Below are 24,951 nucleotides of genomic sequence, written 5' to 3'. Positions count from 1 at the left end.
GAATCATATCGATATAATTATGTCTTGTTTATATAGGTTTTTTTACTTTAACAGTTTTGATATATGTCAATGACTCGCCTGTTTTAGAATAGAGTAATTCGATGATCACAAAACCGTAAAGAAGTATTATGTTATTGCAAAATTGTCTGATGAGGCAAATAGCCTTTTATTCATTTGATTTGTTCATGGGAGTTTAGATAAACTAAACAACCGATTTAAAAACTTTTTTAACAAAAAGATTGGAGTTTTACATAACTCCTGACTATACAAAAACGAGCATAAAACGATATAGTTATACAATAAAAATCTTCTATTTAATCCATGAATTGGAAAGATAAAGTAAAAACTACATTCTACTCCTGCGATCGCTTTGTTCGGTTTGTTATCCAACATTTCATACAGGATGATTGTACCTATATTGCTTCGGCATTAGCCTTTACAAGCTTACTGGCAGTCGTGCCATTGATGTCTGTGGGTTTGGCAATATTTTCTTCATTTCCAGTATTCCAAGGTTTGGCGGAGCCGGTACAGAATTTTATTTTTGACAATTTCGTTCCGGCCACAGGTAAAATTGTGCAAAGCTATTTACAGCAGTTTACCTCTCAAGTATCAAAACTCTCAATTTGGGGTATAGTCTTTCTAATTTTTACTGCGTTATTGGTCATGTTCACTATTGAACGAGCAATGAATAAAATCTGGAGAGTGAGTTCATCTCGGCATGGTGTTTCTGCCTTTTTACTCTATTGGGCTATCATTTCTCTTGCCCCGGTTTTATTAGGTTTGAGCCTGGCAGCAAGCTCCTATTTATTCTCCATGCCAATATTGGCAGATCATCGAGCTCCTTACACTATTCTTCACTATTCCCCTTTTTTTCTTTCACTAATCGGTTTTACCTTTTTGTACGTGGTGGTTCCCAATTGCCCTGTCAAAATCCGTCATGCTTTTTGGGGTGGCTTGGTTGCCGCAATCCTGTTTGAATCAGCTAAGCATGCATTTGCATATTACCTGATACGCTACAATACCTATGCGTTGTTGTATGGGGCATTTGCCACAGTACCTATATTTTTCATTTGGGTTTATTGGGTATGGATTATTACCTTGTTGGGCGCTGAAATCAGTTATGCCTTTTCAGTGCATCATCAGCGTCGTGGAGGGAAGTCCCTCGATGGCTTTTCACATGCATTGCTCTGGTTACACCAGTTATGGTTAGCGCAACAGCATGGAAAAGGATTAAGCTTTAATGATCTGGTGGATGCCAGCAAACAACCTTTCGCTGTGGATGTAGATGAAATGATCAATGCTCTGATTTATCATGAACTGATCCATGCTACCGCTGATGGGCATTACATGTTAAGCCGTGATCTCAGCCACGTTACTCTTTATGATTTAACTCAATTATTACCTTATCGCTTGCCAACTCATCTGGAGCTACAATATTCCAAAGCCTCTCTGGCGGAACAATGGAGAGCCGCCTTTAAAAGACATAATGAAGAATTGAAAAAATCCCTGGATATTAATTTGGAAGAATTATTCAAGAAAACAGGAACAGTAATCAAATAGTGTCATATATCGAATGTGGAACAATAATAAAAACAAGGTAAAAGGACTATTTCAAGTTGAATTGTGGTTCTGGAGAATCACACCTCTGAGCTATAATTTGTAATTCAATAAACTTAATGCGTTTATCTAATGAGCCACCTTCCCTTGGCTTAAGTGCTTTCAAATCCGAAAGAATAGCCTCTACTGATGTATATTTAGTTTGGGCAATCTGATGCACAGATTTGACGTGATGTCTTCCCCAATGTAATGTAAATATTAAGCCCCAAAACGAACCCAAAATACTGTCTTCCTTGGTGTAATCTTTAAGTAATGCCTTAATTTTGGTGATATTGGAATCCCCATCCGCACTGTCCCAAATTCGTTTATAGCTGTCCGGGAATGTGATCTTGGGATTAGAAGTTTTAAAAAATGATGGTTTAGTATGATGGATTTTTACAACATAATCATTCGGTTTATCTGGTCGATCTTTTTCCCTTGAGCCCTGAATTTTTTTATCTGGATTCAAATATTGTGTTGGAACCGCTCTCATGCCATTGGTGGCATACAGATATAAATCACCTACATTATTTTGAAATTGCCCTAATTGATTATTTAAAGTGACATGTTCTACCTTTTCAGGGTCGTAACTATCATGGCCATGAATAAAGGTGATTTTAAATTTTTTAGACGTTCGAATCAAATCCCCATATTCACGTCCCCAGACCGTTGCGGCAACCACTTCGTCTGTTGAATTCAAATGTTCGCCTGCATAACCTCTATACATCATATCATGGGTATAAAGCGTGTGAATCTCTCCCGAAGATGCTTTTTCTGCGAATTTTTTGTTAATTGCATCAATTGTTTTAGCCAAATCAACAGCCGACTCTTCTGAATAGGGTACTTTAAATTTTCTGGCAAGCCCTCGAATATGATTTAAACCAATACCAGCATGACTAAACACTTTAATTTCATTTGCATCTGGATCCAATGAGTAAGAAATAATTTTCAAGTGCTTTTTGTAAACTTGATGGTAAATATTTAATACTTCTTCATTTGAAATCGCACCAGCTGCTATTGCTTCTTGCAATGCATGAAATGAATTACCATGCTGAATATTTCCTAATCTTTTTGCTACTAATTTGTTTCCATTTTCCTTGAATAGTTCACAGGCCTCGACAAACTCAATCCCATGATTTGAAAGTAATATTTCAAAATCAGCACCTTGATCGTACAAAGCTTGTAATAATTTTAAAATGAAATAATCAATAACACCGCGATCTACTAATTCATCGCCTATCAAGCGAATCAATTTTTTAGTATTAATAATTTTGATTTGCGCTATTAATGCATTGTATTGTTTCTTGATTTCTTCCAAACGCTCCTGTTTATTTTCAGCGCTAAAAACAGGTGCTTCGGTCCCCCAGTAATCTGCCTGAAGCTCTGGCAAAGTATAAATTTCAGCAAATTTGGCATAATTTTCGGGAGAAATAGCAATTATTCCCTGGCGAACAAGGATATTGAGAAAAAGCAAGGCATTAGCATGCAAATCTCCCATGCTAATATCGGTCATGGAAAAATCTGTATTTACTTCAGGAAACTTTCTAATATCAATATTGGGATGGATAATTCGCTGAGTTTTCATTTATTTCTGATATAAACAACCATTATGTACATAATGATATCAGAATATAATTAGTATTGCCTTGCTCTTTGTAAAAGTAAATTGCATGGTTGTATAATCAGAGTCACATGAGGGATATCTCTTTTTCGAGAAATATCCCCCACAAAAAGTTGATATGTTAAAAAGATTTCATTCTTGATTTCAGTTTAACTATTCTGAATTACAAAATATAGCGAGCCAAATCCTCATCAGCGATTAGTTGGCCTAAGTTCTTATCGACATAAGCTTTATCAACATGCACAGTTTCGCCAGCTTTATCAGTCGCTTCAAATGAAACCACTTCCAGTAAACGTTCCATGACGGTATATAATCTTCTTGCTCCGATATTTTCCGTACGCTCATTCACTTGCCAGGCTACTTCAGCAATACGTCGAATTCCTGTTTCATCAAAGGTAAGAGTCAATCCTTCGGTTTCCATCAAAGCGGAATATTGTAAAGTTAAAGAGGCGCTTGGCTCAGTAAGGATTCGTACAAAATCTTCCACAGAGAGGGCTGACAACTCGACACGTATCGGCAGACGCCCTTGCAATTCAGCAATCAAGTCAGAAGGTTTAGCTACATGAAAAGCACCTGAAGCAATGAATAAAATATGATCAGACTTTACCATGCCGTATTTTGTTGAAACGGTAGTTCCTTCGACTAATGGCAATAAATCTCGCTGAACTCCCTCACGTGATACATCTCCCCCACTTACCGTATCAGAGCGTTTGGCAATTTTATCCAACTCATCAATGAACACTATTCCATTTTGCTCAACACTTTCAATCGCTTTTAACTTGATATCTTCTTCGTTAATTAATTTTGCCGCTTCTTCCTCTCTCAAAATTTTCATTGCCTTGGCAACGGTCATTTTTCGAGTTTTCGTTCTGTAGCTTCCAACTTGTTGAAACATAGACTGCAATTGGCTAGTCATCTCTTCCATACCTGGAGGAGCCATAATTTCAATGCCAACAGGCGTTGCCGCTACTTCAATTTCAATTTCATTATCATTAAGCTCACCTTCGCGCAATTGCTTACGAAACACTTGACGAGCTGTCGTGTTTTTCTCACCAGGAGTTAATGTTCCTCGAGCTGGAGGGAGTAAAACATCCAGGATTCGTTCTTCAGCCGCATCTTCTGCCAGGTGCTCCACTTTTTTCATGGCAAATTCACGCTCTTGCTTGATTGCCATATCTGTTAAGTCACGAATGATCGAATCAACATCACGCCCCACATATCCCACTTCCGTGAATTTGGTTGCTTCTACTTTAATAAATGGAGCTTTAGCCAAATTAGCCAAACGTCTTGCAATCTCCGTCTTACCAACACCGGTAGGGCCTATCATTAAAATATTTTTAGGCATTATCTCGTTGCGCAATACTGGATCTTTGATTTTCATTCGACGCCAGCGATTTCGTAATGCAATGGCTACGGCACGTTTTGCATCATCTTGACCAATAATGTGCTTATCTAATTCTTGAACTATCTCTCGAGGGGTCATGACCATATTATTTGCCTTCATCATTTAATTCTTCTATGGTTAAATTATTGTTAGTATAAATACAAATGTCGCCAGCGATTGTTAAAGCTTTCTGGACAATCTCTTTGGCAGATAACTGTGTGTTTTCCATAAGAGCTCTGGCTGCAGCTTGAGCAAAGGGGCCGCCAGAACCGATTGCAATTAAACTTTCTTCGGGCTCAATGACATCGCCATTACCGGTAATAATTAAAGAAGCCTTGCTATCCGCTACTGCAAGCACCGCCTCTAATCGACGAAGAATTCTATCGGTTCGCCAATCTTTAGCCAATTCAACAGCTGCTCTAATCAAATGCCCCTGATGCATTTCCAGTTTTGCTTCAAACCGTTCGAAAAGAGTAAAAGCATCTGCTGTTCCACCTGCAAAACCAGCAATCACTTTATCTTTATACAACCTCCGAACTTTACGTGCATTGCCTTTCATCACGGTATTGCCTAGGGTAACTTGCCCATCACCGCCAATGACAACCTGATTACCGCGTCGTACTGAAAGTATTGTTGTCCCATGAAATTGTTCCAAAATAAAATCCTCAATTACATTGCAGAAATGTCTAAATGGGGATCATTGGTAAAAAATCAATAGGGATTGAGAGAAAAATTAAGTGTTCTTAATATCTGAAAATACTAATCGTCATATCCACTCCTTACGGTCGTGGCTCGGATTATCGTTCAAACCGAGCCACGACCGTAAGGAGTGGATATAAAATTATAAAAAAGAAACACCATGAGCGAGTGGCGAGGATAATTGCAAATGCTCCGCAATACTCTGACCAATATCTGCGAAACAATCTCTGCGCCCAATAAATTTGCTATTTACTTGGGGGCCAAACACTAATACCGGGATATGCTCTCGGGTATGATCAGATCCAGGGAATGTAGGATCACAGCCGTGATCTGCAGCGATAAAAACCATGTCATCGGGTTGTAATAAAGCATCCAACTCTGGCAGACGCGCATCGAATTGCTCTAGCGCATGCGCATAACCAGCTATATCACGCCTGTGCCCATAAGAAGAATCAAAATCAACAAAATTGGTAAATACCAAGCTACCTTGCGGGGCTGTTTTCATTGCGGATAAAGTGGCATCAAACAAAGCCATATTGCCATCGGCTTTGATTTCTTGCGTAACCCCTTGATGAGCATAGATGTCTGCAATCTTACCTATAGCAATCACTTCCCGACCATCTTCCTTTAGAAAATCAAGCAATGTTTTTTCCGGAGGAGGTGTAGCGTAATCTTTTCTATTACCTGTTCTCTTAAATGAGCCCGGCTTACCTGTAAAAGGACGAGCAATCACTCGACCAATTTGATATTTATCTACCAAATTTCGAGCAATTTTGCAGATATCATAGAGACGTTGTAAACCAAATGCCTCTTCATGTGCGGCAATTTGAAATACGCTATCGGCAGAAGTGTATACGATCGGCTTACCGGTACGAATATGCTTCTCACCTAACTCGTCTATAATGATGGTTCCCGAAGCATGCTTTTCTCCCAAAACTCCTGGCAAATTACACTGCTTAATGAATTCTGAAATTAATTCTTCAGGGAAACAGTAGGGTTTATCAGGGAAATATCCCCACTCAAAAGTCACAGGCACCCCAGCCATTTCCCAATGACCACTGGGGGTATCTTTGCCCAAGCTTTGTTCTACTGCATATCCATAATATCCAGAAGGAATAGCTAAAGTAGCCAAATCGATAAAGGATAACCCGGAACTGGCCATAGCAGCATGGTAAAGCCCCTTGCCCGCAAGATTTGGAAGCATTAAAGGACCTTTGCGAACCCCTTCTATATCGCACTCACCTCGTTTACACGCTTCATAAATGTGGACCAAGGTGTTAGCACCCGCATCTCCATACCGAGCTGCATCAAGGCTGGCTCCGATGCCAAAGGAGTCCATTACTAGTACACAAACTCGTCCGGTCATACTGTATGCTCAACTTGTTGGCAACGAGTTTCTTTTAGTCCGAACAACAAAAGTAATGCGATCAATAATCCTATGGGTAAAATGATTGCTGCGTGCTGATACGCTTCAAGTAAATAAACTGGCACACCATTAATCAAACGAACATCGCCATAATTCGTCAATAAAGCACTAAACAGGTTTTGATAAATAAGATACCCGCCTTGAGTTAATATGGACACGACACTGACAGCCGTTGCAGTCATCATGGGAGGGCTGCTTTCAGCAACCAAGGCATAGCTAATGACTTGAGCCGAAGTAAATAATCCTAATAAAAAGAACAACACGGCCATCATTGTCACTGAAACAGGTAAATAAAGTACTCCCAGCAAAATAAGTAAAGAGGCAAGGACTCCCCCTTTCATAGGCAGCACACGCAACCCTACCTTATCAGATATCCACCCCATCAGAGGTGAACCTATAATGGCTCCAAAAAACAACATACCGTTGATCATAGCTGCCTGATCAGGGCTAATGCCTAATCTCTGTTCAAGATATAAAGTCCCCATCATGGCGCCAAATACAGCAATGGCCATGTTCATAAGACTAGTGTATAAGGCTGCTCGCAAATTTTGAGCATTTAAGTAGGCTTTTCTTGCAGCCACAAGAACATTGATAGGTTTTCCTTCTTTTTTGATTGCGACTTGAGGTCTTTCTTTAATCCAAAAAAACATGAGAACTAACATGGCCAAGCCCAATATCCCTACGTCTTGAACTGCTTGGCGCCATCCAACATATAGAACCAGTTTAGTTAAGGGGTATTGCGCCAGCATTCCTCCTGTCATTGCAACAGTTACAATCGCGCCAGTTACTAAAGCCATACGCTGGGGAGGAAACCAATGAGACGCCAAACGCACGGGACCCAAAAAGCAAAATGCGCTACCTATTCCGGTCACAAACCTGCAAAATAAAGCCACATAAAACGAATCTGAGTAGGAGAGGATAAACGTACTAATCACACACAGAAACATAGCTATTAAAATGGTGTTTTTGATTGAAAACCTGTCCAAAACCATTCCGGCAATAAACAGAAAAATCACATTTGCCAAGTAATAGATACTGGATAAGTAAGCCATTTTATCTGCTTGAATCTGAAAATCCTGCATGATATTTGCTGCAATGGAAGCAAACATATTTCCCTGAATAAACTCATAAAAGAAAAACATGGTTGCTGCAAAACAAACCAGCCATGGCATTAGCGATGCTTTAACATCGAATGCTTTAAATTCATCCACTACCTGCATTATTTCTCCTCTCTATCGCTTGCAGTATGTTTCACGAGTCATGAGCACAGCAACCAGTCCAGCAATTGCGGCAACAGGAAACATCCACATGGCAAATTGAAAATCGCTAACCGTATATGCTGTAACATTTGTTCCCGCGTGATGTGTCATAAGCCAACCAAACAGAACCTGAGCAACACCGCCCCCTCCCATAATAATGACAGAAGCAATTCCAGTTGCAGCACCAGTATTTTCTGGCTGATTGCTTTCAGCGACCAGGGGGTAAGAAATCACTTGCGTGCTGGTAAATAATCCCAAAGCAAAAAAGAGGATACTGAGACTCGTTTGAGTCAGAACCACATTGATAAATAGAGGAATAGTAGTAATTAAAGTAGCTATCGCTCCGAAAATCATTAAGGGTTTGCGACGTCCCTGAGTATCGGATAACCAACCAACCAATGGGCAACCAACAACACTCCCCATGAAAATAAGGCTTACGACATTACTTGCCGCAATATCAGGCAAATGATGAGCCACCTGCAGGTAACTTGCACCCCATAGGGCACACAAAACCATAATGGGTAAATTAAGTAGAGAGGTATACAAGCCTGCCAACCAATTTTGTTTATTGGATAGAGCTTTCATGAAACTCGATAGTATTTGTCCTTCATTAGTTAATTTATGTGATGGTGACTCTTCAGGCCTGTCTTGCACAATCATGTAAATCCATAATATTAAAAAAGCTCCAACAACCCCATCAATTAACAATGCACGTCGCCAGCCAAACAGATCATTCAAATAAGCAAAAGGGGTATGCGCCATCATGCCACCAATAAATGCCATGGTAACTAATGAGCCAATGACTAATGCCTGTCTTCTGGGAGGAAACCAATGAGAGACCAAAACAACACAAGATAAAAAGCAAAACGCATTGCCTATTCCTGAGAGAAAATGGAAAAATGAAGCGAGAAAAAATGATTCCGTAACTGCAAACCCTATTGTTCCAACAACACAAACAAACATTGCGGTGAGAATAACTTTCCTGGTTGAAAACCTGTCGAGAATAAGGCCAGCTGGTAAAAGAAAAAGAATATCAGCCCATAAATAAGTGCTCGACATCCAACTTAATTGGGTGGCATCTATATGAAAATCTTCTCGAAGCGACTGATTAATAACATCAAAAATATTGAGTTGAAAAAACTCGTATAAAAAGAAAAGCCCCGCGGAAAGACACACTACCCAAGCCATAAAGTCACCACGGGGAACAAAAGTTCTCGACTCCACTGCGACAGAATGCGACACCACCTCTCCTTTATTTAAGGCCTAAAAACTGGGGCAAATTATATCAAAATTTAAAAAGCATTGGTATCTTTATTGAACAATTTATTTCTTGGAAATGTCACCTCTGCCTCACCTCGTTTATAATGTAACCGACAGGTAGCAACATAGGATTCATTGCCACCTATCAATACCTGCTCACCCTCAACAACAGCTTGCCCATTTTCATCAATTCTCATATTCATAATTGCTTTACGGCCACAATGACAAATTGTCTTTAATTCGATTAACTCATCTGCCCATGCCAATAAAAATTGACTTCCCGGAAATAACTCGCCTCTAAAGTCAGTGCGCAAACCATAAGCCAGTACTGGGATAGACATTTGATCGGTTATTTCCGTTAATTGATAAACTTGCTCTCGAGTTAAAAATTGAGCCTCGTCAATCAAGACACAAGAGTATTTCTGAGTTTGTAGTTGAAATTCTTGAGTTAAAACATACAGGTTATCCGAATTGTTAAAAGCATAAGCCTGTTCGGATAAACCGATACGTGAACAGATAGTTCCATATTGGAAACGTGTATCGATGGCTGGGGTAAACAACAGAGTTTGCATACCGCGTTCTCTGTAATTATAACTAGACTGCAGTAACACCGTACTTTTACCTGCATTCATAGCCGCATAGTAGAAATATAATTTTGCCATAGATTGATTATTTCCATCCTCGTTTGTATTACTCAGGCCTTACGAAAACCCCCAAGGTCAAGGCAAAAAAGTTTTTAATAAGGGAGTTTAGATAAACTAAATGACTAAATTAAAAACTTTTTTAACAAAGAGATTGGGGTTTTTCGTAAGTCCTGTTACTTTACTACGAGATGAAATTGGAAACCACTGCTCAACAAGTTAGCACTGGGGCATAGAACAATATTAAAGTATCCCGATGGACTCTGAAAGTGTCGATGAGTGTGAATCTTGCAAGTAATCCCTCGCGAATCTGCTGAGTTTCTTTACTGTTGATAACCAAATAGTTTTCCAACCGATTAGATATTAATTTGCATAAATCGTTCGAATTTTTAACCGCTTTAACTTGACCTTCCGAGTAAAATTCAGCAGAGAAATCCGTCTTATATCCCCAATAAACAAGGTAACTGCCTGCTGTTGGGTTCTGATTTAGCCATGCAGTAATAATCGGCTTATGCGTATTAGGCACAACATTTGGTTTTACACTAAATACAAAAGCCACTGCCAAAAATAAAACTCCACAGAGTAATGAGGAGATAAAGATCCACTTCAAATGTTTCAATTCCAAATTCAGACGATTCAAAATTTCAGCAAAAAACAAAGCAAATGCGGGCAGAGAAGGAAACACATAGGGGTATATAATATTGCTGGCAAAAGTGAAAAAAAGAAGCGTAGTAATCATCCAAAGAGTTAAATAACTTAACCATCCGTCTCCACTTTGGCACAGAGAGGGCAACATTTTTCCATGTTTCACCAGCCAGCCACCTGCTATAATATTCCACGGAAAGACGCCTGCTGTAGCATATAACCATATCGTTCCTTTGGGTACATGGTGCACTATCCCGTATTTATCACCAGACCAGCCAGGGGTTAAAAATCGATGAAAATGCTCTCCCAGGATAAAATAATTTAAAAATCCCGGAGTTCGTAATTCAGCCAGAACATACCAGGGCACAGCAATTAACAAAAGAAGAAGCGTGCCTTTAACCCACGGCAATCTCTTCCATAAATTAAGCCATTCATTGCGTAACAGAACCCAGAAAAATACAGCCATTCCGACCAGTACCACAGCAATTGGGCCTTTTGCTAATAAACCCAGGCCCAATCCTGCGAAAAATGCATAAGACCATATTTTGTTTTCATAAACCATGGCATGCCAAAACGAGACACTTGCAAGTGTGATACAAAAAAGTAGGGCAGGGTCAGTCATCACAGTCCCTGCATCAAGGAAAAAATAAAGCGACCCTGCCAGTGTTAATAGGGAAAAGAGCGCAGCCATTGAGCCACTCTGTTTTTTTGCCACTCCCCAAACCAACCATAAAACACCAATAGACAGCAAAAGACCTGGCAGGCGAACTGCGAATTCATTAACACCCAACAGTTGCATAAAAAAAGCAGACAACCAGATTGATAAAGGTGGTTTAGCCCAAAATGGAACACCATAATCCTGCTGCAAAGTCACCCAGTTCCCTGTTTCCAGCATTTTGCGTGCAATTTCAGCGTAACGGGATTCGGTCGTATCAAACAAAGGAAAAAAATAATTGGCAATCAAGCGACATATCAGCAGAACAACCAACACAAACAAGGTGTAATTAAAGAATTTTTGTTGAATCTCTTTATCTGTTTGAAAACTCAAAATATACCTCTTTTATTTAAACAACTAAATCGGAGTATCATTTAGTGAAGCATTGGAGTGAGCCTGTGGTATCTCGGACATAGCGTCCCCAGGAATAAATTCCATAAAACCAATTATTCCCTAACCTCCCTTTTCCTTTTGAGATCTTCACACCCAAGCCAAGTTTATTAATTTTTAAATGATTATTATATATTTTTAAATTGTATAATGAAAATACATGACGTCAGCTTAAGTTTAGTTTACACTGGCCACTGTAAGTATTTCTTACATTAATCTTACTTGGATTTTTGGAGACTAACATGACGTTTGTTTTAAAGGAATTTGATGCACTAAAAAGTCATTTTAACGACACCGTTAAAATCATCCTTCAACGCGAAAAAAAGGACAAAATTGAAGACCTTCCCAACCCCAGAAAAGAAGAGCTTCAATTTCTGACCGCTGTTCTCAATCAATTGGAAGCAAAAATCGATGAACTGAAACCACGTTCTTTGGCCAGCTATGTCCATGTATTTTATGGTGCTATGCTGCTTGTCTGTAAAGACGTTGAAAATAATCTGCGGGTGATGGAAAAGAAAGAAAACAGCTTGCTGTTTACTCGCTTAATGGATGGTATGGGTATTTCTGATGAAAATATACCAACATCTGAGCAGAACATCATGTTTTACAGAGGATTAAACAAATTCTTAAATTTCATTTATGAAAGCAATGATTCTCGTAAAGGCTTAAAAAAGGAGCATTTCCTGCAAGTCCTTTCGTTAAAAAAGATATACTCTTTAGCCAAATTAAGTTATGAGCAGGAAGAGGCAGCTGAAAATAATGCTTTGGCAAAATTAACTGCTGATGGAAAAACCAAAGCCAATGCGAACAGCTTCCATGTGGAAAAACCAATCGATTCATCCATTGTTGAGCAATTCAAATCCTGGGATGAAATGAAAGGCGCTCTTCATCAATTAATTCTCGATGAACTTTCTGATAAGAACGTTGCTAAAATTTCAGCTTTAAGTCAAGCCCGCTCCGCACAACTGAAATTTTTACAAACGATGGCAGAACAACTAGACAAGATCCCTAACCAATCTCTTGAGCCGTCTGAGAAAATGGCCATTCTTGCTGGAGCAATGTATATCGTTCGTGGCCAAATAGCCCAGGAGTATGGAAAAGATCCATTAAGCAACGATAAAATCAGCGCTACTGTGATTCATACAGGTTTAAGCACGATACTTCATGCCAATGCTGATTGCTGTGAAGACAAGGAAGTACTGATTGCTGCTGCGAATAAATTTATTCGTCATATGGTTATTGAGCGTCCTGAACAATCAAATAAAAAAATCACTAAGGAATCCGTTCGAGAAAACAACATGTTTTCCGACATCGCCGGCTTCCAATTGATCTCTGTCTTGACGTTAATACAAAACATGATCAAAACATGTCGTACTGATGCCATTGAAGCTTGTGTCACCAAGCGTAAGGAAGAACTCGAAGCATTAAAACCCAAAAAAGAGGGTTATTCCATTGCGAGTTCAGTCACTGGATATGTAGGCAGCTGGTTTAAAAAAGCACCAAGCATGTCTGAAGAAGACGAAGAAGATGACTTAAAAGATCAAAACACAGCAGAAGAGACCAGCAAACCGACCGTATAATTAATTTGAACAATTAACGTCGATTTTCATTCATAAACAGTCTTATTTTCAAAATAAGGCTGTTTATTTCGTATTTCTTATTTTAATAAGCTCTTAAATATAAGCTATTCATCGTAATTTTTGTTACAATAGTGACAATATTTTTCTCAATTGACCTTACACATATTAAATTTCGAATGAAAATCAAGACTGTTACGAGATACTTACTGCTTTTCTCAATATTTTTCCTGATAGGATTTAACAACGTATTTGCTCAAAAAAAAGCCATAGCAATCACTATTGATGATTTGCCCTTTGTTGGTGAATACCGAAACTTTCATCTGAATATGATGATGAATACAATGAAAGACGAAAAAATCCCGGCAACAGGTTTTATCATTGCCAAAGAAGTCAGGCCTGATAATTGGGAAATACTTCATAAATTTCGTGAAGCAGGTTTCGGCTTGGGCAACCATACTTTTTCTCATGCCAATTTAAACAAACTCAAAGCGAAAGAATATATACAGGAAATTAAAGAAGCAGATTCACTTTTAATGCCCGTCCTCACTGAACCCAAGTATTTTCGTTATCCCTATTTGGCAATGAGTTCTGGAAGTAAAAAAAATAAAATCCTCTGCTACCTTGAAAAACACCACTATCAAGTTGCCCCGATTACCATTGACAGCAAAGATTTTGTCTTTAATCAACGCTTATTATCTGTGCCTGAATTAGGAAGGAGAGCTTACCTGGATGAGTTGAAGCCATTTTATCTGGATTTTATCTGGCAACAAACGTTAAAAGCTGAAGAGCATACGCAATATCACCATAATCCAGATCAAGCACAAATCCTGTTAATCCATGCTAACTTACTTAATGCCTATGTCCTGCCTGATATTATTAATTTATACAAACAAAATGGTTACACGTTTGTGAGTCTGGAAGATGCCTTAAAAACATTCAAAGAAAACTATCATTGTCATAAAACCAGAATCCTTACAAAAAAACCTGCCGGAGAGGAAACGGATTTAAACATAGAATCATTTATGGATTGGGATTAATAAGCACCATGAAGCCTTCAGACTGTAAAATTTTTTTGCCAGACCAATGTTTCTGGCCCCTATATAATTCTCTCTATACAACCTTGCTAACCGGACTATCCTTAAAATTGCAATAGCTAACTGGACCAAGCATTTGCTAGCCAATTATTTGTAAAAAATTTAACTAATTTGAACTATAATTAACAATGTAGTGGGTTCGATCAAACAATAGGGATAATGCTTTGAACAAAGTGATAACGGAATCACAAAAATTCACTCTGCGCAACATAGCTAATATGTTATTTTGCGTTGAGAGTAGTGTGTTGCCCGCACAATCTAATATAGCACAAAAGATACAAACACAAGGCATAATGTACAATGATCTTTGTAAAGACAGCTTCGATACTGAGGCCCCTCTTAACAGCAACCCTCTTTCCATAGCCGGATTCACACTGGTTGAATTATTAGTAACCCTATCTGTTTTTGCCATCATCTTAACTCTAATCGTCCCTTCATTAAGAACTATGATTTTGAATAGCCGTTTGACTTCAAACATTGACTCACTGGTAAGCTCATTAAACTATGCGCGTGGAGTGGCACTTGATCGGGCAGTCAATGTGGCAGTATGCCCATTAGGTTCACCAGGTTCAACGGCCTGTGGAGCCAACTGGAGCTCAGGATGGATAGTAGTGACCCAACCAGTAGCAGGAGCACCAACGCTTTTAAAATCGCACCAGACTTCAGTGAATGATCCTGTTATCACTTCGAACGTATCCAGTGTTGTTTTTGACCCACATGGGTTATCAACAACCCAAAGTAACTTCACTATGTGTGATAACAGAGGCAATGCGTTTGCCCGCTCGGCAATGGTTTTGGCCACTGGATTTGTCCAATCCGGAACAACACCCGGCCAAGCAGTCTGGAATAATGGAGCTTTGAACTGCCCTTAACGGAGATAGAATATGATTAACCGAATGGATACATTAGCAAAAGACAAGGGAATGACTTTGCTGGAAGTGTTGATATCTGTAGTCATATTAGCCGTTGGCATGCTAGGGATCGCCAGTATGTTGATAGTCAGTAATAAAGCGAACAATTCCAGTTATGCAAAACTGCAAGCAGTACAAGCAGTCTATGATATTTTTGACAGAATTCGAGCGAATTCGGATGCCGCATCTAATGGGAGTTATAATGTCAGTAATATCGGCAGTAATGGGTATCCTACGTCCGTAAGTGCTCCTTCAGTATTATGCAATGCATCGGTATGCAATCCAAATCAACTGGCACGATATGATACCTGGTATTGGCTCACCAGAGTGGTGTCGCAATTGCCAAATGGAAGCGGTTCAATAACGTCTGCTCTTTCAGGTGTGGCAGGAAATACCGTGATTACCGTGACTGTACAATGGGATGATAGTAAAGCACAAAATGAGTTAGGGGCAAGCAGCGCTTCTTCAGGAACTGCCAATTTCGTTCAATTCAGAGTACAGAGTCAGATATGAATATTAAGTACAGACTACAACAAGGATTTTCATTAGTCGAGTTAATGATAGCCACCTTGGTTGGACTGATACTCACTTATTCAATTTTACAAATATACCTGGCACAAACCCAACTTTACAAAGCATCGAACTCTCAGGATCTTATTCAAAGTACTGAAAATGCCATATCCAATTTACTCATACCGATGATAAGATCGGCTGGATTTGCCGGCTGTGGATCCATTATCACCGCAGTTTCCAGCCTAAATGCTGGGGGCCCAAGGCCTTTGGGAATATTGAATACAACGCCAACAATCCTTATGGGTTACAATGGCAGCGGAGCGAGCTTCACAATAACCCAAAGCAATCCTGCAAATAGCACCAATGCCAGTCATTGGTCACCCGCATTAGATTCCACCCTTGTTGGCAATGCTCAACAAGGTAGTGATGTGTTGGTAGTATTAGGCTCTACCTCTGACAGCTATCCAACAGGAATAACCGCGATTGATCCCGGCAGCAATACCTTTGTAGTTCAAGGCACTAGCGGGATGTCCCTTACCTCTGGAATGTTTGGAGCGGTCTCTGATTGTGGTAAAACCGTAATATTTCAAATTACCGGAGTAGCAGGAACCACGATTACTCATGATGCAGGCGCTGGGGTGCTACAAAATGCAAGCAGTGCCTTCCCTGTCAATTTTCAAACCGGCTCCCAATTCATTCCCATCCAACAAACGGCATTTTTTGTGGGTCAAGGTCAAGGTGGGCAAAGCGCATTAATGCGGGCCTCTCTCGTTGGCAACAACTGGACAATACAGCCATTAGTTCCTGGGGTGGAAATAATGAAAGTCCAGTATGGTATTGGCAATAATGGAGTCATTACTCGATACGTCTCTGCTAATGCAGTAACTGATTGGGCACAGGTTTATGCCATTCGTTTGGGATTTTTGATAGCAGGTCAACTCGGATCAGGAAGCTTGACAACCAGACAATACAACGTTTTGGATACGCAAGTCACTGTACCTGCTGATAACCGCTTAAGACATGTATTTGAATTAACCATCAACTTGAGGAATTCGATATCATGAACGTATCTTTCACAGCTCAATATTCAAAACAGCGAGGTTACGTCCTGATAACCTCTCTTGTGCTTATGTCAATGCTTACCGTTTTAGCCCTGACCCAGATATCACAAAACACATCTCAAACCAGGATTGCAACTAACGCAACCGATTCGGAAATCAGTTTTGAAAAAACTGAAGGCGCCATTAATGAAGCCATTAATCTGATCATAAATGGCACTTATAACCCTCAAAGTTTTCTTGCTTCTAATAATGGAATGTATTTATTTGACCAAAGTGCTACTACCCCACTTTGGAAAACGATTAACTGGTCAAGTGGTTCGGCAGTCATTAACAGCTTTCAAGGCAATACAGGGGCACAAGCCGGCTATTTCCTTGAAAAACTGCCGTCCGTGATTATGCCTGGCCAGAGTATGAAAAAGCCAAGTAATGTCTACAGAATAACTGCTCGGTCATCAGGAGCAAGCGGGGATACTTCAGTACTCATACAAAGTACAATTCAAATTCAACAGTAGGTTTTGATTATCATGGACGCGTTAAAACTTTGCATTTTAATCAGAGAAGGAGCTCAGAAAGCAATTAGAGTTCTACCTCGAATATTTCTAGCCATTTCATTGTCTGCCTCAGTTTCTCTTTATGCCGTTCCCTTAACCATTCCACAAATACCTCTAATCATTGCCAGTCCAATTCACCCTCAGGTTCTGATACTCATAGGAAACTCTCAATCCATGGATGGTAATTTGAGTGGAGCAATCATGACGGGCTCTGGTTCTCTGTCCTCCGGTTTAAGCTCCCTTTACAATTCCAGTTCACCTGTGAATTATACCGTACCGGCTGGATTTACTCCGCCAGTACAAGGCCCTGATGCCAACGGCTTAGCTCCTTATACTGTTATTCAGGGAGGTAATAAAGTAGACAACAGTTCAAGCCGACTCAATGTGGCCAAAGCTGGAGTCAAAGCGATTATTGAAAATTACATGCCTACAACAGACTTTGCATTGGGCACCTACAGCACAAGTAACATCAGTACTTATAACACTTGGGTTTATTACATGTCGCCGCCTGGAAGTAATTTTGTGTTCACCAACACCCCGGTAGCTGGAAATCGATACGTTATCAACCCTTGCTATAACTATGGTTCGGCTTCATCAACTGTTTCAAGTAACTGTGCATCCATTGGAAGCTTGTATGGTACTAGTTTAGTTTCTTCAAGCCAGTATCTACAAATCGGGGGGGCAAGCGATGATCCAACTATTAATGACGTTCTATATGCTGGAAGTGGTTTTCCTGGAGTTTTTGTCAGTTTTAATGGCCCATCTCCAGCAACACCTTATCCTCCGAATTTTTCTCTCAGCAATTATAATAATGGTAATGTACTTCTTTCCTATTCTTCAACCAGACCCTCGATTGGAAGTTTTGCTACAGGCCCCACAAATGCAGGTTTTGTACCCTTTTCACAACAGGTAATGTATGTGCAACGTGGTTTTGGCTATTACAGCAATCAATCTTTTAATACCGGCAATATGAGAGTGAACATGACTACGGCAGGAACAAATCCTACAACTACTAGTGTTACTAATGCAATTAATGCGTTTTTGCCTCATCTTCGACCTGAAACAAATTCTACATCGACGACAGAAATCAAAGCAGCCGCTGTACAATCCCCTCTTGCAGGATTATTGACACGATCTCGAAGTTTCATGAAGACTGTCGGTACAACCAGCGGCAATTGTCCGCAAAAACAATACATTATATTAATTTCTGATGGTCTACCCACTCAAGACCTCCAGGCAAGATATTGGCCGCCACTAGGAAGTGCGGCTGCGACCGGCTATGGCGTCACCGCAACATTTAATGCCGATGGCTCACTGAATAGTACTAACAGTCAAGCCTTATCGGATGCAATCAATGAAATAAACGCTTTAAAAAACGATGGCGTTCTTACTTTTGTTATAGGCATGGGAGCTGGCGTAGATCCTGCTGTAAATCCAGAGGCAGCTGCAACCCTTAGAGCCATGGCTGTTGCAGGAGGTACCGAAAACTACTACCCTGCAACAAGTCCTCAAGCTCTAGTCAATAGTTTGAACTCCATTCTCTCAAATATTCAAAATGGATCTTTTTCTACCTCTGCAGCAGCTATCAGCTCAACTCGTATTGACAGTAGTACTGTAGAATATCAAGCTAACTTTATAACCAGAGATACACCCTATCAGGATTGGACTGGTAATTTGACAGCTATTGAACTGGATGAGAATACTGGCCAACCAACAAATATTATACAATGGTCAGCTCAATCGACACTTGATTCCCTGGTATCAGGAACCGGATGGTCAACTAACCGAAAGATAGCGACTTGGGATCCTATAGCCGCAGACGGAGTACCGTTTCGCTGGGCGAATATTAATGCCACCCAACAGGCTCAACTGCAACCAAGTGATCTGTTGGGAGAAAACCGATTAGAATACCTGCGTGGCAATGCCACTCTGGAAAAAAGAAACGGGGGAACATTCCGTGATCGCTCGCATGTATTGGGAGACATTATCGATAGCCAGGTAATTTATGTTGGCCCACCAAGCGGCCCCTATTTAACCGCCAGTTACATCAGCTTCGCAAAAGCCAATGCCAATCGACAACCCATGTTATACGTTGGGGCAAATGACGGAATGCTTCACGCCTTTAATGCAACCACTGGAGAAGAGTTTTTTGCATTCATTCCCAATGCCGTGTTTAATAATCTCCACCAACTCACTTCTCCCCTGTACAACCAAAATCATTTATTCTTTGTCAACGGCTCTCCGGAAAGCGCTGATGTACAATTTTCCGATGGTTCCTGGCACACCATTCTGGTGGGAGGTGAAAATGCAGGCGGTAAAAGCATCTTTGCCCTGGACATTACAAATCCGACAAACCTGAGTTCTGAACCAGGAGTGGCTAATGCTGTGCTCTGGGAATTTGCAGATACTGACTTAGGGTTCACTTATAGCAAGCCTCAAATAGGTCAAATCAGATCCGGAAGTCCATCTTCATTAAATTTTGCCGTCTTTTTTGGCAATGGATACAACAATACTAACAACAAATCGGTATTTTATGCCGTAGACCCTCAAACAGGAACACTACTAAGAAAAATAGATCTTTGTGCTGCTGTACCTTCAGCCTGCAATGTCAATTTACCCCAGGGATTATCGACAGTCGCTTTGGGACAAAAAGACGGATTGCAAGCTGATCCTGTTACTGTAGTGTATGCCGGTGATTTGCAAGGCAATCTGTGGGCAATTGATGTTTCCTCGGCTGATCCTGCCAGTTGGAGTGCGCGTGTATTATTCCAGGCAAGAGACTCTGCTGGTACACCGCAACCTATCACTACTCCTCCTTTAGTGACATTGAATCCTAATTATCCTCGCAATCCAGGACTTTTTGTTGTGTTTGGCACCGGACAACTTCTGACCACATCCGATTTGGTCACTACTCAAAGACAAACCATTTATGGAGTATGGGACAAGCCGCTTTCATCTGTGCCTTATGTACGTGCCAATCTCCAGCAACAAACTTTGACCTTGGTTAACTCGGCTACATCAGGTTTATCCACAAACATTATCACTGCCACTGCTACTACCATCAATTGGAGTAACAAAGTGGGATGGTTTGCTGATCTGCCTATAGCGGGGCAAAGACTCATTACTACACCTGAACTAATTAACGGAGCATTTATTGCAACGCTAAACACTCCTCCACTCAATTCGTGCGGTTTTGGTTTCACATCCATGCTTCTGGAGCTTAATTTCTTAAATGGCGGTGCTTTTCAATATGCGCGATTTGATATTTCCGGCGATGGAGGCTTTGATATAGCCGATCAGTATAATGGGGCCTACCCCGTTGGAATTGGCTTGTCCAACAGTTATGCCAACTCACCAACTGTTCTGGGGCCTAACAAGGATAACAATTTGGTCATTCTGATCACACAATCGGATGGAACACAAACTACTGTTATCGCTCCTAACATTACGCCAAGAAAAATAGGCTGGTGGCAAATTCAATAGAGGATACCCAAATGCTCAGTCATGTACATTTTATGAAGAATAGCCGTATGAAACAATCCGCGTTTACCCTGGTTGAAGTTCTGATCAGCATGGTCATTATGGGCATTCTGGTTTCAATTGCCTATCCATCCTATTTACAATATATCCAAAAATCCCGTCGTGCCGATGCTCACGCCACATTGACACAAGATCAAATTATTTTAGAACGCTGTTATTCACAGAATTTTTCTTATGCTGCGGCGTGTGGCGCCTTACCAGCATTTCCTCAAACAACGCCGAACGGGTACTATACTATCAATATTTCAAACCTGACAGCCACAACGTATACCTTAACTGCAACCCCTGTTGGAACTCAAGCCAAAGATACCGAGTGTGCCAGCATGTCAATTAACCAGGCCAATGTAAAAACAGCAGTAGATTCCTCCGCTAATGCGCAACCAGAATGCTGGAATCCCGGTTAATACTGTAAAAAATTCTTTACACAAAGGATTCAATTCGAGTAGATTTGCCAGTAAGGGAAAGTCCAACTTAATTTGAAATGGAAATTTTTTGCTTTTTAATAGGCGTACTTTATGCCTATACCTATAATATTTATCTAACTATTGCGATTCCTTTACTCTTTTATATCACACCAAGATATCCCATTGTCCTGTTCTTCATTGCCGGGTGTGGCTTTGCCCTGATTCATCAGTGGATTGTATCTCCCAAGGGCATGCCTGATACGCAAGTAATCACACAAGCCCAATTGGAAGGAACAATTGCTTCCATCCCGATGCAACATCCTAACAAAACCCAATTCCATTTTGCAATTGAAAAAATTAATAATAACCCTGCTCAAGGCTTGATCCAATTAAACTGGTATAACAAACCACCTGTCTTACGAGCCGGTCAGCGATGGCAACTTTCAGTGAAACTAAAAAAACCTCGTAACTTCCACAACCCGGGAGGTTTTAATTATGTACGTTACCTGGCGGCTCGTCATATCCATTGGACTGGCTATATTCGTTATCGGAATAATAAGCTAATTAGCAATCAACCCCCTTCTTTCAGTTGGTTAGCACTACGTGAAAAAATAGGGGATGCTTTGACAAAACTGGCGCCGGATACAGAAACGGCAGGCATCATCGAAGCATTGACGTTAAATGTTACTCACCATATCAGTTCAGATCATTGGAATTTGTTCCGAAGAACAGGAACGATACATTTATTCGGGATTTCAGGAGAGCACATCGCTCTGGTCTCTGGCATTTTCTTTATAGTAATGAGATGGATTTGGTCAATAAATTATCGATGCTGTTTGTTCTTACCGGCCAATACCATAGCGAGTATCGGTGGGCTACTGGCCGCCTTGCCCTATGCTTTTTTAGCCGGGTTTGAGCCTCCTGTGCAACGTGCTTTAATTGGTTGTGTACTTTACACAATATACGCCATAGGAAAACAACGTTTTACACCATGGCAAATATGGAGATATGCCTTATTTTTAGTCTTGTGTATTGAGCCCCATGCCGTATTCCTGCAAGGTTTTTACTTTTCATTTCTTGCCGTGGCCTGTCTTCTATTGACTCATCAACGCTGGCCACTGAAAAATTATAAAAAAACACTGGCATTACAATTAAGCTGCCTCATTGGATTAATGCCCTTGACTCTCCATTGGTATTCCTATGGTTCTATCAATGGATTTCTTGCCAATTTATTCGCCATACCTTTAGTCAGTTTTCTGATAGTACCCTTGGCTTTAATGACCATGATAACGAGTCCATTTCATTGGTCCTGGATATTGATGAAACCATTGGCGTGGCTTGTTGCCCTGTTACTGCAAGGACTAACGTATGTTGAGCAAATAGCAGGGATCAATATCACCTGGTCCATCACCTCGGTAACAATGATGCTCGCTATGACAGCAGGTCTGTTTTTAAGGGTATTATTACCTGTCAAGCCATTCAAACACTTGGCTATCCTTTGGATTATCCTTCCCTTATTTCCACCTCGTACTGCAATTTATCCCGGGGAAGCATTAATTAATATTTTGGATGTTGGGCAAGGACTTGCCGTTGCGATACAAACGCAACATCATGTTTTACTCTACGACACGGGAGATTCCTACTTTCAGGGGAGTGATTTAGGGCAAATGGCGATAATCCCCTTTTTCAGGTCAATTGGAATAAAAACAATTGACAAAATAGTAATAAGCCATCCCGATAAAGATCATAAAGGCGGATTAAATTCCCTTGAAAAAGAGATGAAAGTCAATCAATTAATAGTGAATGATCCCTATTTTTATAAACGTGGAAGTAATTGTCATTCATACCCGCAATGGCAATGGGATGGGGTGAGTTTTCGTTTTTTACCCATCAGGGAATCTTTCAATAAAAAAAATAACAATTCTTGTATCTTACAGGTAAGTAATTCGGCTGGCAGGGTTTTGTTAACGGGAGATATTGAAAAAGCAGCTGAAGAGTACCTGGTAAGAAACTACGGCAGTCAGCTGGCATCCGAAATTTTAGTTGTGCCTCATCATGGGAGCAAAACGTCTTCATCCTATCGATTTTTGCTGGAAGTAAACCCGCTTTATGCCATTGCATCCTTAGGATTTGATAATCGCTTCAAATTTCCACATTCTAAAACTTTGCAAAGCATGAAAACATTAGGTATCACTTTTTTTAGAACAGACGAATGCGGAATGGCAGCAATCAAACTACCTGCGTCAGGTAAAATTAACAAACCAACCTGTATGCAGGCTGTATAAATGGATTGGCTGACCCATGTTATATCTAAGCCTTATTAGCCGATTGGAACCACCAGTCACTCAATGGCGTATTATTGTAATACTTTAAATGTTCCGTAAAAAATTGTAACGCTTTGTCCTTTTGTTTATTGTGTATCAACACCAACAAGTAAGTCTGAAAAAAAAGCTCTATCTGCGCATCGCTTCCACCTAATTGTGCACACTCACCAATCACCGGCTCCATCAACATCAAGGCAGTCTTGTAATCTGCATCGGCAAAGGCATAGATACCCTGACACAAAGGCAAAACGACATCGCCCCATAGAGCATCAGAAGAAGGTGAACAGGCGTAAAACTTCATTCTTTTCAACGACTCATCCGCTTCGTTTTTATAACCTGACTTCACCAGACAATAAATAAAATGAGCATTCGTAAACCCGGTATAATATTCCAATGGATGGGTACTTAAATGGTCCACAACCTGATTTAACAACCTGTCTTGGGGCAGACCTGCCATATCCATGCGCCATAGCAGGGAAATAGTATCCAGCTGCTCAAGCACAGTATCAGGCAATGCCCCTGAAATATGGGGGTATAACTTTTTAACTTCCTCTTCATTACGATTTGCCAAATAAAATAGCGCTAAATGCCAGGTATTATGGCCTTTCAACAAAGGCAAAATATCCTCCCAGGTTTTTTGTAAATCTCGAAGTCTATTGATACCACCAGTAATATCACTTGTTAATAAATGCACATGAGCCAGGGTATGATGTGCCCAAGGAGTAAGCAAATTCATTGTGATAGCTTCCTCAGCCATTTCCTTGGCTTTTGAATATTGCCCACACAATTCCAAAGCAAAGGAATGTATGGCTAAAAAATGGGACTCATCCTGATTCTCGGGAGCACACTTATCACATACTTTAAGAAAATATTCAGCATTAAAAGCCTGTCCTGTACAGTAAAAAAGCCATTCCATGAATTTCAGAGCCAGAGTATCCCTGGGATACCTTTCAAGCAGAGTAACTAACAAGCTAATGGCATTGGCATAATCTCGCTTAGACCAATTCGTTACTGCTTCAAAAATTAATTTTTCACGTTCATTCGCTGATGTTAATAACCTGAATGCCGATTGCAAATAATCGCTGGCTTGTTCATTCGCTACATCTTCTTGTGCATACAAATAAAAAGCCGCCGCATAAGTTTGAATTAATAAATTGTCAGTATGTTTTTTTGCTGAATCCAGAATTTGGATTGCGTTTTGACCGGAGCTTAGTACCTGTTCGTGAAAATAATTGATACTATCTACTGCCTCTATGGAGCCTGTCGTTACTTCCAATCCACGTTGAGTATGCATTCTCGAAATCCTGTCAATGAATGAATCAATGATTAAATGATAG

At 40.3% G+C, this 24,951-nt stretch carries 19 protein-coding genes; 10 read left to right on the top strand and 9 right to left on the bottom strand.

The window, feature by feature from the left end:
• Nucleotides 1-321 precede the first annotated feature (321 nt).
• Nucleotides 322-1,560: a YihY family inner membrane protein gene (locus LPG_RS03185; protein WP_010946380.1), complete on the top strand. Its 1,239-nt coding sequence runs from the start codon at nt 322-324 to the stop codon at nt 1,558-1,560.
• A gap of 46 nt (nt 1,561-1,606) precedes the next feature.
• Here the strand turns inward: LPG_RS03185 and wipB are convergent, their stop codons facing one another.
• The 8 genes from wipB to LPG_RS03145 all read right to left on the bottom strand — a co-directional run bounded on the left by wipB (nt 1,607) and on the right by LPG_RS03145 (nt 11,579).
• A complete protein-coding gene (gene wipB / locus LPG_RS03180) occupies nt 1,607-3,181 on the bottom strand; it encodes a Dot/Icm T4SS effector WipB (protein ID WP_010946379.1) in 1,575 nt (524 codons plus the stop codon).
• 199 nt (nt 3,182-3,380) lie between these two features.
• On the bottom strand, nt 3,381-4,706 hold the full coding sequence (gene hslU, locus LPG_RS03175; RefSeq protein WP_011213230.1) for an ATP-dependent protease ATPase subunit HslU: 1,326 nt from the start codon (nt 4,704-4,706) through the stop codon (nt 3,381-3,383).
• 1 nt (nt 4,707) lies between these two features.
• Nucleotides 4,708-5,256 carry an ATP-dependent protease subunit HslV gene (hslV, locus tag LPG_RS03170; protein WP_010946377.1) on the bottom strand — a complete coding sequence of 183 codons (549 nt, stop codon included), beginning with the start codon at nt 5,254-5,256 and terminating at the stop codon, nt 4,708-4,710.
• A 186-nt stretch (nt 5,257-5,442) separates the two neighbouring features.
• The gene (locus LPG_RS03165; RefSeq protein WP_010946376.1) at nt 5,443-6,666 is read right to left on the bottom strand and encodes a phosphopentomutase; all 1,224 of its coding nucleotides are present in this window, start codon (nt 6,664-6,666) and stop codon (nt 5,443-5,445) included.
• Nucleotides 6,663-7,946, bottom strand: coding sequence for an MFS transporter (locus tag LPG_RS03160; RefSeq protein WP_010946375.1), 1,284 nt, complete (start codon nt 7,944-7,946; stop codon nt 6,663-6,665). Before LPG_RS03160 ends, LPG_RS03165 begins: the two co-directional genes overlap by 4 nt.
• A gap of 12 nt (nt 7,947-7,958) precedes the next feature.
• Nucleotides 7,959-9,227, bottom strand: a complete 1,269-nt coding sequence (locus LPG_RS03155) for an MFS transporter (protein WP_027223836.1) — start codon at nt 9,225-9,227, stop codon at nt 7,959-7,961.
• 50 nt (nt 9,228-9,277) lie between these two features.
• Nucleotides 9,278-9,907, bottom strand: a complete 630-nt coding sequence (locus tag LPG_RS03150) for a thymidine kinase (RefSeq protein ID WP_025862458.1) — start codon at nt 9,905-9,907, stop codon at nt 9,278-9,280.
• A gap of 190 nt (nt 9,908-10,097) precedes the next feature.
• The gene (locus LPG_RS03145; RefSeq protein ID WP_010946372.1) at nt 10,098-11,579 is read right to left on the bottom strand and encodes a phospholipid carrier-dependent glycosyltransferase; all 1,482 of its coding nucleotides are present in this window, start codon (nt 11,577-11,579) and stop codon (nt 10,098-10,100) included.
• 287 nt (nt 11,580-11,866) lie between these two features.
• On the opposite strand from LPG_RS03145, the gene LPG_RS03140 reads away from it, so the two are divergent.
• The 9 genes from LPG_RS03140 to LPG_RS03100 all read left to right on the top strand — a co-directional run bounded on the left by LPG_RS03140 (nt 11,867) and on the right by LPG_RS03100 (nt 23,575).
• The gene (locus tag LPG_RS03140) at nt 11,867-13,216 is read left to right on the top strand and encodes a lpg0634 family Dot/Icm T4SS effector (RefSeq protein WP_010946371.1); all 1,350 of its coding nucleotides are present in this window, start codon (nt 11,867-11,869) and stop codon (nt 13,214-13,216) included.
• A 176-nt stretch (nt 13,217-13,392) separates the two neighbouring features.
• Complete coding sequence (locus tag LPG_RS03135) at nt 13,393-14,253, top strand: polysaccharide deacetylase family protein (protein ID WP_011213225.1); 861 nt, start codon at nt 13,393-13,395, stop codon at nt 14,251-14,253.
• A 221-nt stretch (nt 14,254-14,474) separates the two neighbouring features.
• A complete protein-coding gene (locus tag LPG_RS03130; RefSeq protein WP_010946369.1) occupies nt 14,475-15,182 on the top strand; it encodes a GspH/FimT family pseudopilin in 708 nt (235 codons plus the stop codon).
• 12 nt (nt 15,183-15,194) lie between these two features.
• Nucleotides 15,195-15,734 (top strand): type IV pilus modification protein PilV, encoded by a 540-nt coding sequence (pilV, locus tag LPG_RS03125; RefSeq protein WP_010946368.1) that lies wholly within the window; start codon nt 15,195-15,197, stop codon nt 15,732-15,734.
• Nucleotides 15,731-16,798, top strand: a complete 1,068-nt coding sequence (locus LPG_RS03120; protein WP_010946367.1) for a PilW family protein — start codon at nt 15,731-15,733, stop codon at nt 16,796-16,798. The genes pilV and LPG_RS03120 overlap by 4 nt, the downstream gene beginning before the upstream one ends.
• Nucleotides 16,795-17,307, top strand: a complete 513-nt coding sequence (locus tag LPG_RS03115; protein ID WP_010946366.1) for a pilus assembly PilX family protein — start codon at nt 16,795-16,797, stop codon at nt 17,305-17,307. Before LPG_RS03120 ends, LPG_RS03115 begins: the two co-directional genes overlap by 4 nt.
• Before the next feature lie 12 nt (nt 17,308-17,319).
• Nucleotides 17,320-20,829 carry a pilus assembly protein gene (locus LPG_RS03110; protein ID WP_011213223.1) on the top strand — a complete coding sequence of 1,170 codons (3,510 nt, stop codon included), beginning with the start codon at nt 17,320-17,322 and terminating at the stop codon, nt 20,827-20,829.
• An 11-nt stretch (nt 20,830-20,840) separates the two neighbouring features.
• Complete coding sequence (locus LPG_RS03105; protein ID WP_010946364.1) at nt 20,841-21,290, top strand: type IV pilin protein; 450 nt, start codon at nt 20,841-20,843, stop codon at nt 21,288-21,290.
• Nucleotides 21,291-21,367: 77 nt separating this feature from the next.
• The gene (locus LPG_RS03100) at nt 21,368-23,575 is read left to right on the top strand and encodes a DNA internalization-related competence protein ComEC/Rec2 (RefSeq protein ID WP_010946363.1); all 2,208 of its coding nucleotides are present in this window, start codon (nt 21,368-21,370) and stop codon (nt 23,573-23,575) included.
• 25 nt (nt 23,576-23,600) lie between these two features.
• On the opposite strand, the gene LPG_RS03095 is transcribed toward LPG_RS03100, so the two are convergent.
• Nucleotides 23,601-24,908 (bottom strand): tetratricopeptide repeat protein, encoded by a 1,308-nt coding sequence (locus tag LPG_RS03095; RefSeq protein WP_011213222.1) that lies wholly within the window; start codon nt 24,906-24,908, stop codon nt 23,601-23,603.
• Nucleotides 24,909-24,951 lie beyond the last annotated feature (43 nt).

This window comes from Legionella pneumophila subsp. pneumophila str. Philadelphia 1 (assembly GCF_000008485.1).
Taxonomy (GTDB): domain Bacteria; phylum Pseudomonadota; class Gammaproteobacteria; order Legionellales; family Legionellaceae; genus Legionella; species Legionella pneumophila.
Note: the sequence above shows the minus strand (reverse complement) of the source record. Positions and strands in the feature narration are given on the sequence as shown.

Bases quoted from the DNA above. Each gene is read 5' to 3' on its own strand.
- LPG_RS03185 (WP_010946380.1), top strand. From the start codon at position 322: ATGAATTGGAAAGATAAAGTAAAAACTACATTCTACTCCTGCGATCGC.
- wipB (WP_010946379.1), bottom strand. From the start codon at position 3,181: ATGAAAACTCAGCGAATTATCCATCCCAATATTGATATTAGAAAGTTT.
- hslU (WP_011213230.1), bottom strand. From the start codon at position 4,706: ATGGTCATGACCCCTCGAGAGATAGTTCAAGAATTAGATAAGCACATT.
- LPG_RS03165 (WP_010946376.1), bottom strand. From the start codon at position 6,666: ATGACCGGACGAGTTTGTGTACTAGTAATGGACTCCTTTGGCATCGGA.
- LPG_RS03160 (WP_010946375.1), bottom strand. From the start codon at position 7,946: ATGCAGGTAGTGGATGAATTTAAAGCATTCGATGTTAAAGCATCGCTA.
- LPG_RS03150 (WP_025862458.1), bottom strand. From the start codon at position 9,907: ATGGCAAAATTATATTTCTACTATGCGGCTATGAATGCAGGTAAAAGT.
- LPG_RS03135 (WP_011213225.1), top strand. From the start codon at position 13,393: ATGAAAATCAAGACTGTTACGAGATACTTACTGCTTTTCTCAATATTT.
- pilV (WP_010946368.1), top strand. From the start codon at position 15,195: ATGATTAACCGAATGGATACATTAGCAAAAGACAAGGGAATGACTTTG.
- LPG_RS03120 (WP_010946367.1), top strand. From the start codon at position 15,731: ATGAATATTAAGTACAGACTACAACAAGGATTTTCATTAGTCGAGTTA.
- LPG_RS03115 (WP_010946366.1), top strand. From the start codon at position 16,795: ATGAACGTATCTTTCACAGCTCAATATTCAAAACAGCGAGGTTACGTC.
- LPG_RS03110 (WP_011213223.1), top strand. From the start codon at position 17,320: ATGGACGCGTTAAAACTTTGCATTTTAATCAGAGAAGGAGCTCAGAAA.
- LPG_RS03105 (WP_010946364.1), top strand. From the start codon at position 20,841: ATGCTCAGTCATGTACATTTTATGAAGAATAGCCGTATGAAACAATCC.
- LPG_RS03100 (WP_010946363.1), top strand. From the start codon at position 21,368: ATGGAAATTTTTTGCTTTTTAATAGGCGTACTTTATGCCTATACCTAT.
- LPG_RS03095 (WP_011213222.1), bottom strand. From the start codon at position 24,908: ATGCATACTCAACGTGGATTGGAAGTAACGACAGGCTCCATAGAGGCA.